Genomic DNA, 15,455 nt, shown 5'->3' with positions numbered 1-15,455 from the left:
GCGGTCCTTATTGTTCGGTCAAGGCGGTGCCTGCACGGTCGAGCAGGGGTTTGAACAGGTAGTTGAGCAGCGAGCGCTCGCCGGTGCGCACGAACAGCTCGGCGGGCATGCCCGGGCGGATCGCCAGTCCCTGCAGACGCGCAAGCGCTTCTTCGCTGACGGTGCTGCGCAGCACGTAGTACGGCTGGCCGCTGCGCTCGTCGATCAGTTGGTCGGCCGACACCAGCGCCACCTCCCCGGTCACCCGTGGCGTGCGGTTCTGGTTGAAGGCAGTGAACAGGATGTCCACCGGCAGCTGCGGCGCTACCTTGTCCACCAGGTTCACCGGCAGGCGCCCTTCCACTTCCAGCGCGGTGCCCTGGGGCACGATTTCCAACAGGGTGTCGCCAGCCCGCACCACGGCGCCCTCGGTATGCACGCCGAGGTTGACCGCCACGCCGTCCGCCGGCGCCAGGATCTCGCTGTGCTGCAATTCGAAGTGCGCGGAATTGAGCTGCTGCTCCAGGGTCGCGGCCTTGACCTGGGCTTCGGCCAGCTGGGTGCGCACTTCTTTCTGATACTCCTCACGGCGCTGCTGCAGATTGAGCCGGGCCTCGACTATCACCTGCTCCAGGCGCGCGCTCTCGCCGGCGTTCTGCGCCAGGTCGCGCTGCACCTGCGACAGCTGGCGCTGGTACTCGAGCACACGGTTGCGCGGGATATAGCCGTCGCCGGCCAACGGGCGCAGGCTGTCGAGCTGCTCGCGCAACGAATCGGCCTGGGCCTGCAGGTCGCTGCGCGCGCGGCGCATGCCGGTCAGCTGGGCCTGGGAGCCGTCAATGCTGGCGGCCAAGGCGCCCTGCTCGCGGGCCTGGGCCTGGCGGCGGCTGTCGAACAACTGGCGCTGGCCTTCGACAATCAACGCCAGGCGGGCGTCGGAATCTTCCAGCAACTCAGCGGGAAACTGCACCTGCCCCAGGTTGTCGCGCTCGCTCTGCCAGCGCGCCAGGGCGGCGCGGGTCATGCGGTACTGGGCCTGCAGCGCATCGACATCGGCCTGCACCTGGGTGCGGTCGAGGCGGAACAGCGGCTCGCCCTGGCGCACCAGCTGGCCTTCGCTGACCAGAATGCGGCTGACCACGCCGGCGGCCATCGACTGCACCGCCTTGCGCTTGCCCGACACCACCACGGTGCCCTGCACCGGCACGCCCTGGTCGAGCGGGGCGAGACTGGCCCAGGCCATGAAACCGCCGAAACCGACCAGGGTCAGCAGCCACCCCAGGCGAACATGGAAACGTGCATCACGGGTGTGCTGGCTCATGCGCCACCTCCGGCTTGCAGCGGGCGTTGCGCCGGGGCCTGGCCCATGGCGTGGAGGATGTCGCGGGCCGGGCCGAAGCCTTGCATGCGCCCTTCGTTCATTACCAGCAGCTTGTCGGCTTGTGCCAGCGCCGCGCTGCGGTGGGTCACCAGCACCACGGTGCGGCCCTGGGCCTTGAGCTGGACAATGGCACTGGCGAGCGCGGCCTCGCCGTGGCTGTCCAGGTTGGAGTTGGGTTCATCGAGCACGATCAACCGAGCATCGCCGTACAGGGCGCGGGCCAGGGCGATACGCTGCTTCTGACCACCGGAAAGGTCGACCCCCTCTTCGCCCAGGCGTGTGTCGTAGCCCTGGGGCAAGCGCAGGATCAGATCATGCACGCCCGCCAGGCGGGCCGCCTCGACCACCTTGACGCCGTCCAGCTCGCCGAAGCGGGCGATGTTCTCGGCGATGCTGCCGCGCAACAGCTCGATGTTCTGCGGCAGGTAGCCGATATGCGGGCCCAGGGCATCGCGGTCCCACTGACTGAGCTCGGCGCCGTCGAGGCGCACATGGCCGCTGATGGTCGGCCACACACCGACCAGCACCTTGGCCAGGGTCGACTTGCCCGAGCCCGAAGCGCCCAGCACGCCGAGCAATTCACCCGGCGCCAGGGCGAAGTTCACCTGCTGCAGGGTGGCCAGGTTGCGCCCGGGCGGGCCGGCGCTGACCTGCTCCACCGCCAGTTGCCCGGTGGGCACCGGCAGCGGCATCGGCGTCGGCGGCTCGGGGTGCTCGCGCAGCAGGACGTCCAGGCGCTGGTAGGCCAGCTGCGCGCCACTCCACTGCTTCCATACCGCGATCAGCTGGTCGATCGGGGCGAGCACACGGCCCATCAGGATGGAACCTGCGATCATCATGCCCGGGGTCATCTGCCCCTCGATCACCAGCAGTGCGCCCAGCCCCAGCACCAGCGATTGCAGGCACAGGCGCAGGCCCTTGCTGGTGGCGGTGATCACCGCCGAAGTGTCGCTGGCCTTGTTCTGCAGGTCGAGGAAGCGCCCGTGCAAGGTGTACCAGCGCTGGCGCAGGGCGCCGAGCATGCCCATGGCCTGGATGCTCTCGGCGCTTTGCAGCTGGCTGCCGGCCAGTTGCGTCGACTGCTGCTGGAAGCCACTGGCTTCGGCCAGGGTGGCGTGGGTGAGGCGTTCGTTGAGGATCGCCAGGGCGATCAGCAACAGCGCGCCGACCGTGGCCATCACCCCCAGCCAGACGTTGAAGGCGAAGATCACTGCCAGGTAGATGGGGAACCAGGGGGCATCGAAGAAGGCGAACAGCGCGGGGCCGGTAATGAACTGGCGCAGCTGGGTCAGATCGCCCAGGGCCTGCCCGGCGGCGCCGTCACGCTGGCGCAAATTGCGCTCGAAGGCCGCGCGGTAGACCTTCAAGTTGAAACTTTTCTCCAACTGGTTGCCCACGCGGATGACAATGAAACTGCGGATTGCTTCAAGCCCGCCTATATAAACGAAGAAACCGACCACCATCAGCGTCAACACCCACAAAGTTGTGGTGTTCTGCGAACTCAGTACACGGTCGTACACTTGAAGCATATAGATCGACGGCACCAGCATGAGCAAGTTTATCAATGCCGTGAAACAGCCCACGCTGATCAAGGTCGACTTATGTTGGCCGAGTGCCGCCCACAAAGGCGCCCCGGGCTTTTTGCTCGGTAGTTTCATGTTTCGCCCTGGCTCAACTGGAACTTTTTAGTTCCAGGCTGGGATTATTTGTCGAGGCGCTCAAGCACCAGTTGCTTGCCGTCCGGGGTGGTCCAGGCGTAACGCTGGGCGCCTTCGCGATTGAAGTGCACCACGCTGCTGCCGTCACCGCCCACCAGGGCCAGGGTGTCGGGGGTCACCAGCCAACTGCCGGGGCGCAGGCCTATCAGCCCCTTGGCACACTCCAGATCACCTTCGATTTCGCCTTCCGTGGCGCCAAGACGCAGGTCGCAAGCCTGGGCCTGCTGCTGTTCGGGGTAAAGCTGCCAACGGCCGGCCAGTTGCGCGGCGTTGGGGAGTAACAGGCTGCTCGCCATGACTACCTCGGTCATCGACACCATGGGGATCGCGGCCAGCGCGATCGTTCTCAAGTTTGCTTTCATTGGTTCGCCTCACCGGCAAAAAGGGGCGACGCGCAAGCGCCACCCCCTGTTGCATCAGACCACGATGTCGGTGACAGCGGCCTGGCCAACGGTGGTCACCAGGAAGTCAGCCGAGCTGTTTCCGGTGAAGTCGATGGCCAGGCTGCCCAGGTTGGTGGCCTGGTCGTAGGTCAGCAGCGCCTCGCCGGCATGACCGGTAAAGGCGTTGACGAACTGCAGCGGCAGCTTGTTCACGGCGAACGCGGAGATGGCCGACAGGTCGATCTTGTCCACGCCCGAAGTGAAGTCCATGATGCGATCCGGCGCCGCCTTGGTGGAGTCGCTGACGGCCGCGAACACGAAGGTGTCCGAGCCGCTGCCGCCCCACAGCTGGTCGGCACCGCCGCCGCCGTAGATGATGTCGTTGCCGGCACCACCCTTGAGCACGTTGGCCAGCGCGTTGCCGATCAGCAGGTCGTTGCCCGAGCCGCCGATGGCGTTTTCGATGGTCACGCCCTTGGCGATGGAGACGTTGCCGACCATGCCGCCGACGTCGGAGAACGACGCTTCGTTGAGGTTGATCTTCTGGTTCTGGGTGAACCCGGAGAAGTCGAAGGTGTCGTTGCCGCCACCGTCCCACACCGAGAACACCAGCTTCGACGAGGCCGAGGTGGCCGAGTAGAAGTCGCGATCAGCGGTGGAGTTGAAGCCGTAGGTGGTGTCGCTGGCACGGGTGGCGTAGTTGGCGCCGTAGAGCTTCTGGATCGCCAGGATGTCGTCCATCAACGGGGCCGAGGCGTAGTACTGACCGCCGCCCTTGATGAAATTCTGCCCGTTGTTGCTCTCGCTCCAGTAGCTCATGACGCTGTAGCCACGGGTATCCTGGGCATAGTCGGCGTCACGGTAGGTCGGGTTACCCTCGCCGGCGTTGTAGTCGCCGGGGTGGGACAGGCCCAGTACGTGGCCGATCTCGTGGGTCAGGGTCTGACGACCGTAGTTGCCGGTGCCCGGGTTGATGTTGACCTGGTAGCCGCTGTTGATCAGGTACCAGGACTCCCCCTTGTGCGAGCCAGGCCCGTCGAACGGCAGGTAGGCGAATGCCGCGCCGCCGTTGCTGGCGCTGAAGTTGCCGAAGGTCATGTGACCGTCGCCGCCCGATGCCGCCTCGGTGAAGGTGACCTTGGCCACGTCAGCCCAGGACTGCATGGACAGCTTGGCCTGTTGCTTCTGCAGGTCGCTGAACTGGCTGAAGGAGCCCAGTCCGCGGCTGTAGAAGTCCGACGGTGCCTTGGTCAGGAAGGTGTAGGTGAGGCTGATCGTGCCGTCCTTGTTCAGGTCTTTCCAGGCAGCGCCGTCACGCAGGATGTGATCGGCGGCCTGGTCGGCCGTGAAGGACTTCTTGCCATTGATGTTCGCGCCGCCGCGGTCGTACTGGTGGGCAAAGCTGTCGATCAGGCCGAAGGACGAACTTGGGCCCTTCGGTTGCAGTGCGGAAACGGCGGAAACAATGGCGTTTTCTTTGACTTTCGACATGCAGATTACTTCCTTGTGTACAAAAAAGCAGTTGATGTCCGACAGGGTTCTCCCACCGGGCGAGAACTTCCTGTCACTCGCCTTTATGAGGCGCAAAAAAACTGACACACATTGAAACTTGATGTCCAGCGTTTTTTGACGCCATTTTTTCGTTTTCGAAAACCAAACTGCGCTGCACTAATTTGCGCAAACTGCGATGGATCAACGGCGCCAGCTATAAGCATTAGTTACAGTCATGCCCCATGACAGTTAGAGACAACAGTTCGAAGTTTACTTTCGAAAATGCGACTTGCGCTTGTTGAACGCCCCGGCTCGTTCGTCTAGGTGATTTGCTGCGCGACAACCGGTCACACGACCCTCCGTCGCCTGCTCGTTGACTTGCCGAGGTGGCAAGCGCTCAGTAGGCGTTGGTCAACGACCCCTTCCTGACAGGACGACACAATGACAAGACTCACGGTTCAATCCGGCGATTTCTTGCAAGGTGAAGGCGAGTATCGCAACGGAGCGCTCACACTCAAGACCCCACGCAGCCCCTCGCCCGGCGAGCGCATTTCGCTGGCGCGGATCAAGGATCTGAAGCTGGCCAACCTCGAATCGACCCGCAGCCTCGGTAGCGCCCTGGGCTGGGGCATGGCCGGTGCCCTGGTGGCCGGTCCGGTCGGCCTGCTGGCCGGTCTGCTGCTGGGCGGCAAGGAGGAGGAAGTCACCTTCCTCGCCACCTTCAAGGATGGCCGCAAGCTGCTGGCCATCACCGACGGCAAGACCTGGTCGAAGATCGACGACAGCTGGCGCCGGCACCAGCGGCCGGCGGCGGCCTGAATCGACGGCTGTTTCGTTCGTTCTGACATTACAGGCCTGATTGCCGGCAAGCCGGCTCCCAGAGGGGCAGATGCATCTGTAGGAGATCGCCCAGCCCTTCGGGCTACGCTGTCGCGCAGGGCATGCATCAGCCATACGAACGTTTCCCCTGAAACATCGAATCCCACCTTGGCAGCCTGCTACCATGGCGCCCTTTTGCCTGCCCGACAGCTGCCGAGCGATAACGGCGCGTCCTCTTTCAAGGAGCCTTGCATGACCCCGCTTCGCCCCCGCCTGCCCCTTGGCCTGCTCGGCCTGGGCCTTGCCCTGCACAGTAGCCAGGGTCTGGCCGAGGACAGCGTGACCCTCGGCCCGGTGCGTATCTTCGAGGTTCAGGACGACACCAGCTACCAGGCACGCGAAGCCCAGGTCGGCGGCCTGCACAGCGCGCCGCTGCTCGACACCCCGGCCTCGGTCAGCGTGTTCAGCCGCCAGCTGCTGGACGACCGCCAGGTGCGCAAGCTGAGCGAGGTGCTGCAAAGCGATGCCTCGGTGGGCGAAAGCTACGCGCCCATCGGCTACTACGAGAACTTCAACGTGCGCGGCTTCGAGCTCAACGCTGCCAGCAGTTATCGGATCAACGGCCAGACGATCGCCGGCGAGCAGAACGTGGCACTGGAGAACAAGCAGCAGGTGGAGTTGCTCAAGGGGCTGTCGGGGTTGCAGAGCGGCGTGTCGGAGCCCGGAGGACTGGTCAACTATGTGACCAAGCGGGCCGAGGACGTGCGCACGGTAACGGTCTCGAGCAATGAACAAGGCGAACGCTACCTGGCCACCGACCTGGGCGGCTGGTTCGGCGCCGAGCGCCAGTTCGGCCTGCGGGTCAACCTGGCCCACGAGGACATCCGTTCCTATGTCGACCACGCCGACGGCAAGCGGGATTTCGCCTCCCTGGCGCTCGACTGGCAGATCAACCCGAATGCCGTGCTGGAACTGGACGCCGAATACCAGCACCGCGAGCAATATTCGGTTCCGGGGTATCAACTGCTCGGCGGCAGCCAACTGCCCCACGACATCGCCCCCAAGGATCACCTGGCCTGGCAGTCCTGGGCCAAGCCGGTGCAGAACGACTCGCTGAACCTGGGCGGGCGCTTCAAGTACCAGTTCAACGACAACTGGAACGGCACCCTGAGCGCTTCGCGCAGCAAGGTGGTGATCGACGACTACAGTGCGTTTGCCTGGGGCTCGAGTGAGGGCGCCTTCTTCGGCAGCAACGGCGACTACGACATCTACGATTTCCGCAGTCCCGACGACACGCGACGGACCGACGAAGCGCAGGCCACGCTCGACGGGCGTTTCGACGCCTTGGGTGTAAGCCATGAGCTGACCCTGGGCACCAGCGCGCAACGCCGTACGCTGGATCAGCGGCCGTATTACAACGAATGGATCGGCAGCGGCAATATCAACTCGAATGCGCCAGCCTACGCGCCCTCCGGCAAACCGATCGGCGCCAGCGAACGTCGCCTCGACAGCCGCCAATACGGCCTGTTCTTCAGCGACCGCATCACCTTCGACGAACACTGGCAGACCGTGATCGGTGCCCGGGAGGTCCGGCTGGACGAGAAGACCTGGAATGAGAACGGTGTCGCCGGACGGCATACCCAACAGTACCAGTTGCTGCCCAATGCGGCACTGATCTACAAGCCGCAGCCCGATACCACGCTCTATGCCAGCTATTCGAAGGGCCTTTCCGCAGGCGGCACTGCGCCCTGGTTCGCCAGCAACGCCGCCGAGATCCTCGCCCCCACCCTGTCGCGCCAGCTCGAAATCGGCATCAAGCGCGACTGGCAGGGCATGAGCTTCAGCGCGGCGCTGTTCCAGATCCGCCAGGCCTACCAATATGCCCGCCCCGACGACACCCCTGCACCGACCTACGTGCAGTCGGGCCAGCAGAAGAACACCGGCCTCGAACTCGGCGCCAGTGGCTGGGTGACCTCCAACCTGCAGATCCAGGCCAGTGCGGCGGCAATCCGCGCCCGCGTGCAGAACAGCGACACCGACGCCTACGAAGGCCACCAGGCGATCAACGTCCCGCGCCTGCGCGCGGCACTGCAGGCCGACTACGCCCTGCCCGTCCCCGGCCTGGCCCTGCTCGGCGGCGCCCGCTACAGCGCCAGCAAGTATGCCAGCCACACGGGTGATATCGAGGTCGGTGGCTATACCGTGTTCGACATCGGCAGCCGCTACCGTACAACTATCGGCGGCTACGACACGGTACTGCGCCTGACCGTGGACAACGTCTTCGACAAGCGCTATTGGCGTGATGTGGGCGACTACCTGGGCGACAACTACCTGTTCCAGGGAGCACCGCGAAGCGCCCGGCTGTCGGCCAGTGTCAATTTTTGAGCGCTGCGGCGGGCGAGCGGCAAACATAATCCCCCGTTCGCGGTCGAACGGCGCGCAGGCCTCTCACCGTGCCGCTACCCCCTGCGACACAATCGTCACCACACCAGTTGAAAGCCGTTTGGAGGCTTCAACACGCATATGGCATTATGCCACCCGGTAGGCGCAGAGCCGGATAGGGATATTGGAATTCAGTTTTTATGCAGTCGAATCATCTGTTGTACCTTCTGTACGGAAAGAAAACCGCTTACCTGCACGAAGCAAAGTTCAGCATCCTCTCCGCCCTGCGCCACCAAGCCGATCGCGAGAGTTTCAGCATTAGCGTGTTCACCGACCATCCCGAGGCCTTTGCAGGCTGGCCGGTTCATACGCAATTTCTGGACGAGGCGACATTGGCGGACTGGATGGGACCGGCCGGTTACGTTCACCGACGCAAGGCCATGGCGATTCGCCGGGGCATGGAGCTCGCCGAAAAGACCATATTCGTCGATACCGACACCATCTTCGTGAAAGATCCGGCACTGCTCTTCGAGCGCGTCAGCGATGAGCACTTCCTCATGGACCAGTACGAGTTCTGCTGGCAGCACGCGTCGCAGCGCGACGACTACACCGGGCTGGTCGCGGAACTGGCGGCGAGCAAACGTTCCCCCAGCCCTTCGCTGCGTCTCTACAACAGCGGTATCTGCGGAATGACTCGCCGGCACACCGGACTGCTGGACGAAGCGATCGCCCTGATCGATCAATGGGCACACTTGCATACGCAACTGCACACCATGGAGCAGATCGCCGTTTCCTTCATGCTGGGCGACAAGCAGGTGGTCGAGGCCCGCGACTGCGTGCATCACTACTATTCACAGAAGTCCTATTACCACGCCATGGTGGGGCTGTTCTTCCAGCGTTTCGATGAGCAGTTCAGCCGCGCACTGGTCGAGGTTTCGCGGGGAGTGCCCAGCCACCTACCGCCCCCGAGCCTCAAGCACAGGCTGGGCAACAGACTCAGACTGATTGGCCTGAGCCGAGAACTGCGCAAGGCTGGCCGCTATTACCTGCTAGGCCGCAACCCGAACGATTGCGCCTACCTGAATGCGACCCGCTACGTGTTTTGGGGCAAAGCGCTTGAAGCACTGAACGCCACGCCTTCGACAAGGCGAAAGGCCGAGATCGACAAGCTCTGGGCAAGCGACCGGGAATTTCGGGCATTTGCCGAGCGCCGGCCCCACGGCTAAATCCGACCACTGACTGCTGCGCAAGCCTGCCCAGGCCTGCGCAGCCACACACCATGCCGTGATAAACAAAAAGCCCCCGAACCTTTCGATTCGGGGGCTTTTCGTAGAATGTGGCGGTGAAGAAGGGATTTGAACCCTTGATACGATTTCTCGTATACACACTTTCCAGGCGTGCTCCTTCGACCACTCGGACACTTCACCGTTTTCTCTTCAAGCTATTCAGCCTGTCGAGGCGCGCTAATTTAGTAGAAGACTTATCCTTTGGCAAGCATTTTTTTCAGAATTTTCATGCGCTTAAGCCAACCGACCAAAAAACCGGGTCAATCAGGGCAATGCTGCCATTGTGCCCAGCGCTTTTCCCGCACCTTGCGCCGCCGCCCCGAGGCTACAGGGCGCAAGGACGCAGCGCTGACTGACCAGTCAGTCTTGGCGCTTTACCTGACCGGTGTCGCTGGGTAACGTCATCGCCACGCCATCCAAAGGACTCTGCCATGAGCGAGCTGATTACCTACCATGCCGAAGACGGCATCGCCACCCTGACCCTGAACAACGGCAAGGTCAACGCCATCTCCCCGGACGTCATCAACGCCTTCAACGCCGCACTCGACCGCGCCGTCGAGGAGCGCGCGGTGGTGATCATCACCGGCCAGCCGGGCATTCTCTCCGGCGGCTACGACCTCAAGGTGATGACCGCCGGCCCCAAGGAGGCCGTCGGCCTGGTCACCGCCGGCTCCACCCTGGCCCGCCGCCTGCTGTCGCACCCGTTCCCGGTGATCGTCGCCTGCCCCGGCAATGCCGTGGCCAAGGGCGCTTTCCTGCTGCTGTCGGGTGACTACCGCATCGGGGTCGAAGGCCCCTACAAGATCTGCCTGAACGAAGTGCAGATCGGCATGACCATGCACCATGCCGGTATCGAACTGGCCCGCGACCGTCTGGGCCGCGCGGCGTTCCAGCGTTCAGTGAACAACGCCGAGATCTTCGACCCACAGGGCGCCCGCGAAGCCGGCTTCCTCGACAAGGTGGTGCCCGCCGAGCAGTTGCAGGAAACCGCCCTGGCCGCGGCCCGCGAACTGAAGAAGCTGAACATGCTGGCGCACAAGAACACCAAGCTGAAAGTGCGCAAGGCACTGCTGGAAGCGCTGGACGAGGCGATCCTGGCGGACCAGAACCACCTGGGCTGAGCCCGTCCACAGGCTTTTCTAAATACCCTTTGTGGGAGCGGGCTTGCCCCGCGATGGTATCCGCCTGGCGATCGCATCGCGGGGAAAGCCCGCTCCCACGAGGTCAAAGCCCCATACGCCATAGCAACGTTTGCCCCTGACAGTGCACACCCGTACACTGCGCCGCGACTGTCCGGTGTGAGTCGTACCATGCTTTTTATGCTTCGCATGCTCCTGTTGGCGCTGCACTTCCTGCTCGTAGGTGTCGTCGGTCTGGTGATCGGCCTGCTGCGCCCGTTCAATCCCGACAACAGCCGCCTGTTCGCCCGCCTGTACAGCGTGCCGGCTGCCTGGCTCATGCGCATCAAGGTCAAGGCCGAGGTCGGTCCGTTGTGGGACCAGCCCCCCGGCTGCGTGATCATCGCCAACCACCAGTCCAACTATGACCTGTTCATCCTCGGCCAGGTCGTGCCGCGCCGCACCGTGGCCATCGGCAAGAAGAGCCTGGGCTGGATTCCGCTGTTCGGCCAGCTGTTCTGGTTGGGCGGCAATGTGCTGGTCGACCGCAAGAACGCCTACCAGGCACGCAAGGCCATGCAGACCACCACCCGGACCCTGCGCGACGACACCTCGATCTGGATCTTCCCGGAAGGCACGCGCAACCCCGGCGAGCAATTGCTGGCGTTCAAGAAGGGCGCTTTCCACATGGCCATCGAGGCCGGTGTGCCGATCGTGCCGGTGTGCGTCAGCCGCTACACCCAGCGCCTGGGCCTGAACAGCTGGCGCCAGCGCACCGTGATCATCCGCTCGCTGGCCCCGATCGCCACCGCGGGCCTGACCCAGCAGGACCTGCCCGCGCTGATCGAGCAATGCCGCAGCCAGATGCAACACTGCATCGACCATATGGAAAGCGAAGTCACCACGCCCTGACCTGCGTGCGGACTTGCCCCGCACCGCTACACAGCCCAAGCTGTGTAGCGTGTTCAATCGGATAAGCGGACAACCATGGGTCGAGTCGTCGCATCGGCGGTGTACAGCGCCGGCAGGAAGGTCACCAACATCAGCCTTGACGAGGGCGCCGAATGGGCGTGCAAGCCCGGACACTTCGTCTGGATCGGCCTGGAAGAGCCCAACGCCGAGGAACTGGCCAACCTGCAGCGCCAGTTCGGCCTGCATGAGCTGGCCATAGAAGACGCCCTGGAGAAACATAGCCGGCCAAAACTCGAGACCTTCGGCGACGCGCTGTTCATCGTTACCTACTCGCCGGTACGCCACGAAGGAAAGCTCGAGTTCATCGAGACCCATATCTTCGCCGGCAACGGCTACATCATCACCTGCCGCAACGGGCACTCGAAGTCCTATGCCCTGGTGCGCCAGCGCTGCGAAGCGCGCCCGCTGCTGCTCGAACACGGCGAGGACTTCGTGCTCTACGCACTGCTGGATTTCGTCACCGAGAACTACCAACCGGTGAGCGAGGCCATCCACGGCGAGATCGAGGAGCTGGAACAGAGCGTACTCGGCAACTCGCTCAAGGAAGAAGACATCCAGCGCCTGCACAGCCTGCGCCGCGACATCCTGCGCCTGCGCCGCTACGTGGCGCCGATGGTGGAGATCAGCGAAGAACTGCAGCGCCTGAGCTTTCCGTTCATCGACAAGAACATGCGCCCGTACTTTCGCGACGTGCAGATCCATGTCACGCGGCAGATGGAGGACCTGGCCGGGATCCGCGACATCGCCAGCCAGACCATCGAGATCGGCATGCTGCTGGAGTCGTCACGGCAAAGCATCACCCAGCGCAAGTTCGCCGCCTGGGCGGCGATCCTGGCGTTTCCCACGGCGGTTGCCGGGATCTACGGGATGAACTTCCAGAACATGCCGGAGCTGGCCTGGCACTATGGTTACTTCGGCGTGCTGGGGGTTATCGCCCTGGGCTGTTCGGGGTTGTACTACAGCTTCAAGCGTTCGGGCTGGCTGTAACGCCAATCGCGGGGGAACCCGCGATTGAGGTCGATGCGGATCTCAGATCGCACGGCGGCCGGGCTGCTGGACGAAACGCAACATCCACTCGCCCACCAGGTCCCCCTGGTGTTCGGTGGCCAGGCTGGCCACCGCCTTCTCATAGACTTCATTGCCCAGCGACGCCTGCCGCGCGTCAAGCAATGCCCGGGAGTAGTCGTGGACGAACTCCGGGTGTCCCTGGAAGCACAGCACCTGGTCACGGATGTGGTAGGCGGCGTTCGGGCAGAAGTCGCTCGAGGCGATGACCGTGGCCCCTTCGGGCAGCTCGGTGACCTGGTCCTGGTGGCTGATCAGCAGGGTCAGCTCGGACACCTGCGGGTCCATCCACGGCGCATGGGCCGCCAGGCTGTAGCGGTGAACGCCCACACCCCAACCCTTGTCGGCGCGCTCGGCCTTGCCGCCGAGGGTCAGCGCCAGCAACTGGTGGCCGAAACACACGCCCAGCAGTTTCTCGCCACGTTCGTAGAGCTTGAGCAGGTAGGCCTTGAGCGTCTGGATCCAGGGATCGTCGCCGAACGAGTCGGCCTTGCTGCCGGTCACCAGGTAGGCATCGAAGCGTTCGCCGTCCGGGGGGTAGTCGCCATTCATCACGTTGTACACATCGAATTCGGCCGCGATCGGCTGACGCGAAAACAGCTGCTCGAACATCCTGCCGTAGCCCTGGTACTGCGCGATCAACTCCGGTCGCAGGACATCGGTTTCAAGGATGCAGATGCGTAACGACATAGGGGTAGTCCTGAACGACATGTGGGTGGGATTTGCTGTAGAGACTGACGCGAAAGGGCCGTACAAGCAAGTAGGATGTCCGGACGAACGGTAGGCCATGTAACCCTTCGTAACCCCTGCCGCGCACTCGTCTAGCCTGAGCGTGCCAGCGGGGTGGCCAGTGGCCTTAAAGCCATGAGGAATCGACATGATAAATCTTAGAACAAAGGGTTCTGAATCAGGGATGACGCGGGCCCTACTGTTGGTTGTATATCCAGATGTACGCGGCAAGCAGGAACGGTGTGCCATCACGCCGCTGCGATCGACCCGACGCTAGACAAGGAAGCCAAGGGTTATTCAGGAATAACAACAAGAAGGCGGTCCGCCATGTTCAGACAATCCAAGGTACGCCAAGCCGGCCTCATACTCTTCGCCACGACGCTGCTGCTGATCCTGCCGAACCTCACCCGGCTCTTCGGCTGAACGCGGCAGTGGCATTTTCCGATTGCGCGCAGGTACTCTGCCGACCTTGATGGTTGGAGATCGCCCATGCGCCTGTGTCTTGCCCTGCTCTGCCTGCTGCTCGCCCCGACATCACCGGCGGCACAGCTGACGCTCGAACTGGGTGGGGATAGCAGGCACTGGAGCAGTGAACAGCTGCTTGCCCATCCGCAGGCGCGCGATATCACCATCGAACAGGACGTGGCCTACAAGCGCACCTTGCATTACCGCGCCGTACCTCTGGCGGTGCTGCTGCCGGGCGTGACCCCGAGCGATCACCTGCAGGCCGTGGCCCTCGATGGCTTTGCCGCCGAGATGCCCGCCGGGCCGCTGTTGCAGGCGGGCCCCGCGCAGGCTTGGCTGGCCATCGAAGACCCCAGCCACCCTTGGCCCGCGCTGAGCCAAGGCAAGCCAGGCGCAGGGCCGTTCTACCTGGTATGGACCCAACCGCAGGCCAGTGGTATTCGCCCGGAACAATGGCCGTATCAGATCGCCAGCATCCGCCGCCTGCCGCCGGTCGAGACACGCTTCCCCGCCCTGCTGCCCGACCCGGCCGTGGCCGAGAACGACCCCGTGCGCCAGGGTTTTGCCCTGTTCCAGCAGAACTGCCTGGCCTGTCATCGCCTCAATGGCGCCGGCGACGCGCACCTGGGGCCGGACCTGAACCTGCCGCACAACCCCACCGAGTATTTCCAGCCGGCCTTCCTGCGCCAGTACATCCGCGACCCGCAGAGCCTGCGGCGCTGGCCACAGGCGAAGATGCCCGGGTTTTCCAGCCAGGTGCTGGATGAGCCGGCGCTTGATGCCGTGCTGGCGTACCTGAAGCATATGGCGGGGCGCAAAACGCACTAATGGCCTCGCAGGGCCTAGGCGATCGGCCTTTCCTGCTTGACGCCCCAGCCCTCGACTTCGCCGCCATAGGGTGACACAACCCGTTCGAAGGCCTGCTCGAAGGCGCCGATGCCACCATGGGTGGCGTACATCACCTTGCTCAGTTCCAGGTGCCAGGCTCCGTCGTCGCGCTCGCTCACCTGGGCGTTGAGCGATTCGCCACGAAATTGCCCCGCCGCCCTGCGGGCACCGGCCTCGCTGGGGAACACGGCATAGAACTCGATGGGGTGGATGCGGGTGAAATCGAAACCGCCAGCTTTCATCTGGCGCAGGACACTGCTGCTGATGTCGTCGTTCTGGCTGCTCATGAAACGTCCTCCTGCAAAGCAATGGATAGACTTTCCGTGCACAACGCACCTGCCTGGCACACAAGGAATGCCTGACAATACGAGCGGATTGCAAGACGCGATGAAAACGGCGGCGGCCCGCAGAGAAGGCCGGCGCCTGACTTGAGCGTAGCGCCTGCGTGGGCGCTACGCCAGAGACACCCGGTTCAGGGCGCTTCGCGAATGGTGGTGATGGTCACGCCGCTCTGTTCCTTGAGCCAACGTGCCGTGGGGGAAAAGCTGCGGTCCTGGAAGTCGTTGAGGTCCAGTTCGTCCATGAGCGGAAACAGCCGCGAGCGGATCGCGCGGGCGGCATCCTCCTCGCTGGGGCATTGCTCGGCATTGAGCAGCAGCGTCTGCGGCTCGCCCTTCTGGTCGGCAAAGCTGACTTCCCATGCTTTCATCGATCGACCCTCGCTGGCGCAACGGTGAATGGAACGGCGTACTCACTTGACCATCGCGCTGGAATGAATG

General features: G+C 63.6%; 14 protein-coding genes and 1 tRNA gene. 7 read left to right on the top strand and 8 right to left on the bottom strand.

Going from position 1 to position 15,455, the window contains the following annotated elements; translation table 11 throughout:
- Nucleotides 1-7 precede the first annotated feature (7 nt).
- From ACVWZ5_RS09790 to ACVWZ5_RS09775, 4 genes are all read right to left on the bottom strand, one after another.
- On the bottom strand, nt 8-1,300 hold the full coding sequence (locus ACVWZ5_RS09790; RefSeq protein ID WP_028691746.1) for an HlyD family type I secretion periplasmic adaptor subunit: 1,293 nt from the start codon (nt 1,298-1,300) through the stop codon (nt 8-10).
- The gene (locus tag ACVWZ5_RS09785) at nt 1,297-3,018 is read right to left on the bottom strand and encodes a type I secretion system permease/ATPase (protein ID WP_084941790.1); all 1,722 of its coding nucleotides are present in this window, start codon (nt 3,016-3,018) and stop codon (nt 1,297-1,299) included. The genes ACVWZ5_RS09790 and ACVWZ5_RS09785 overlap by 4 nt, the downstream gene beginning before the upstream one ends.
- Before the next feature lie 44 nt (nt 3,019-3,062).
- The gene (locus tag ACVWZ5_RS09780) at nt 3,063-3,428 is read right to left on the bottom strand and encodes an AprI/Inh family metalloprotease inhibitor (protein WP_230962648.1); all 366 of its coding nucleotides are present in this window, start codon (nt 3,426-3,428) and stop codon (nt 3,063-3,065) included.
- A 66-nt stretch (nt 3,429-3,494) separates the two neighbouring features.
- Nucleotides 3,495-4,952, bottom strand: a complete 1,458-nt coding sequence (locus tag ACVWZ5_RS09775) for a serralysin family metalloprotease (protein WP_028691749.1) — start codon at nt 4,950-4,952, stop codon at nt 3,495-3,497.
- A gap of 441 nt (nt 4,953-5,393) precedes the next feature.
- On the opposite strand from ACVWZ5_RS09775, the gene ACVWZ5_RS09770 reads away from it, so the two are divergent.
- The 3 genes from ACVWZ5_RS09770 (at nt 5,394) to ACVWZ5_RS09760 (ending at nt 9,379) form a co-directional block, all read left to right on the top strand.
- Nucleotides 5,394-5,771: a hypothetical protein gene (locus ACVWZ5_RS09770; RefSeq protein WP_062573253.1), complete on the top strand. Its 378-nt coding sequence runs from the start codon at nt 5,394-5,396 to the stop codon at nt 5,769-5,771.
- 252 nt (nt 5,772-6,023) lie between these two features.
- Nucleotides 6,024-8,156, top strand: coding sequence for a TonB-dependent siderophore receptor (locus ACVWZ5_RS09765; protein WP_457340582.1), 2,133 nt, complete (start codon nt 6,024-6,026; stop codon nt 8,154-8,156).
- A gap of 197 nt (nt 8,157-8,353) precedes the next feature.
- Nucleotides 8,354-9,379: a hypothetical protein gene (locus ACVWZ5_RS09760; RefSeq protein WP_062573251.1), complete on the top strand. Its 1,026-nt coding sequence runs from the start codon at nt 8,354-8,356 to the stop codon at nt 9,377-9,379.
- Nucleotides 9,380-9,490: 111 nt separating this feature from the next.
- Here ACVWZ5_RS09760 and ACVWZ5_RS09755 read toward each other — a convergent pair.
- Nucleotides 9,491-9,580, bottom strand: a tRNA-Ser gene (locus ACVWZ5_RS09755).
- 290 nt (nt 9,581-9,870) lie between these two features.
- Between ACVWZ5_RS09755 and ACVWZ5_RS09750 the strand changes: the two genes are divergently transcribed.
- From ACVWZ5_RS09750 to ACVWZ5_RS09740, 3 genes are all read left to right on the top strand, one after another.
- A complete protein-coding gene (locus tag ACVWZ5_RS09750; RefSeq protein WP_062573250.1) occupies nt 9,871-10,560 on the top strand; it encodes a crotonase/enoyl-CoA hydratase family protein in 690 nt (229 codons plus the stop codon).
- A gap of 189 nt (nt 10,561-10,749) precedes the next feature.
- Entirely contained in the window at nt 10,750-11,469 is a 720-nt protein-coding gene (locus ACVWZ5_RS09745; protein ID WP_028691753.1) for a lysophospholipid acyltransferase family protein, read from the top strand.
- Nucleotides 11,470-11,544: 75 nt separating this feature from the next.
- The gene (locus tag ACVWZ5_RS09740) at nt 11,545-12,516 is read left to right on the top strand and encodes a magnesium and cobalt transport protein CorA (RefSeq protein WP_062573249.1); all 972 of its coding nucleotides are present in this window, start codon (nt 11,545-11,547) and stop codon (nt 12,514-12,516) included.
- Between the two features lie 42 nt (nt 12,517-12,558).
- Here the strand turns inward: ACVWZ5_RS09740 and ACVWZ5_RS09735 are convergent, their stop codons facing one another.
- Nucleotides 12,559-13,284, bottom strand: coding sequence for an amidotransferase (locus ACVWZ5_RS09735; RefSeq protein ID WP_062361585.1), 726 nt, complete (start codon nt 13,282-13,284; stop codon nt 12,559-12,561).
- Nucleotides 13,285-13,812: 528 nt separating this feature from the next.
- On the opposite strand from ACVWZ5_RS09735, the gene ACVWZ5_RS09730 reads away from it, so the two are divergent.
- Entirely contained in the window at nt 13,813-14,616 is an 804-nt protein-coding gene (locus ACVWZ5_RS09730; RefSeq protein WP_062573248.1) for a c-type cytochrome, read from the top strand.
- Between the two features lie 14 nt (nt 14,617-14,630).
- On the opposite strand, the gene ACVWZ5_RS09725 is transcribed toward ACVWZ5_RS09730, so the two are convergent.
- Both ACVWZ5_RS09725 and ACVWZ5_RS09720 read right to left on the bottom strand, forming a co-directional pair.
- Nucleotides 14,631-14,963 (bottom strand): ribonuclease E inhibitor RraB, encoded by a 333-nt coding sequence (locus tag ACVWZ5_RS09725; protein WP_028691757.1) that lies wholly within the window; start codon nt 14,961-14,963, stop codon nt 14,631-14,633.
- A 185-nt stretch (nt 14,964-15,148) separates the two neighbouring features.
- Nucleotides 15,149-15,385: a hypothetical protein gene (locus tag ACVWZ5_RS09720; protein ID WP_028691758.1), complete on the bottom strand. Its 237-nt coding sequence runs from the start codon at nt 15,383-15,385 to the stop codon at nt 15,149-15,151.
- Nucleotides 15,386-15,455: the final 70 nt, after the last annotated feature.

It is taken from the genome of Pseudomonas sp. TE6283 (assembly GCF_054060555.1).
This window is presented reverse-complemented; position numbering and strand designations above follow the sequence as displayed.

Excerpts from the sequence above, each read along its gene's own strand:
- ACVWZ5_RS09720 (WP_028691758.1), bottom strand. The coding sequence starts at position 15,385 with ATGAAAGCATGGGAAGTCAGCTTTGCCGACCAGAAGGGCGAGCCGCAG.
- ACVWZ5_RS09740 (WP_062573249.1), top strand. The coding sequence starts at position 11,545 with ATGGGTCGAGTCGTCGCATCGGCGGTGTACAGCGCCGGCAGGAAGGTC.
- ACVWZ5_RS09730 (WP_062573248.1), top strand. The coding sequence starts at position 13,813 with ATGCGCCTGTGTCTTGCCCTGCTCTGCCTGCTGCTCGCCCCGACATCA.
- ACVWZ5_RS09760 (WP_062573251.1), top strand. The coding sequence starts at position 8,354 with ATGCAGTCGAATCATCTGTTGTACCTTCTGTACGGAAAGAAAACCGCT.
- ACVWZ5_RS09765 (WP_457340582.1), top strand. The coding sequence starts at position 6,024 with ATGACCCCGCTTCGCCCCCGCCTGCCCCTTGGCCTGCTCGGCCTGGGC.
- ACVWZ5_RS09770 (WP_062573253.1), top strand. The coding sequence starts at position 5,394 with ATGACAAGACTCACGGTTCAATCCGGCGATTTCTTGCAAGGTGAAGGC.
- ACVWZ5_RS09790 (WP_028691746.1), bottom strand. The coding sequence starts at position 1,300 with ATGAGCCAGCACACCCGTGATGCACGTTTCCATGTTCGCCTGGGGTGG.
- ACVWZ5_RS09775 (WP_028691749.1), bottom strand. The coding sequence starts at position 4,952 with ATGTCGAAAGTCAAAGAAAACGCCATTGTTTCCGCCGTTTCCGCACTG.
- ACVWZ5_RS09785 (WP_084941790.1), bottom strand. The coding sequence starts at position 3,018 with ATGAAACTACCGAGCAAAAAGCCCGGGGCGCCTTTGTGGGCGGCACTC.
- ACVWZ5_RS09745 (WP_028691753.1), top strand. The coding sequence starts at position 10,750 with ATGCTTTTTATGCTTCGCATGCTCCTGTTGGCGCTGCACTTCCTGCTC.
- ACVWZ5_RS09725 (WP_028691757.1), bottom strand. The coding sequence starts at position 14,963 with ATGAGCAGCCAGAACGACGACATCAGCAGCAGTGTCCTGCGCCAGATG.
- ACVWZ5_RS09735 (WP_062361585.1), bottom strand. The coding sequence starts at position 13,284 with ATGTCGTTACGCATCTGCATCCTTGAAACCGATGTCCTGCGACCGGAG.
- ACVWZ5_RS09750 (WP_062573250.1), top strand. The coding sequence starts at position 9,871 with ATGAGCGAGCTGATTACCTACCATGCCGAAGACGGCATCGCCACCCTG.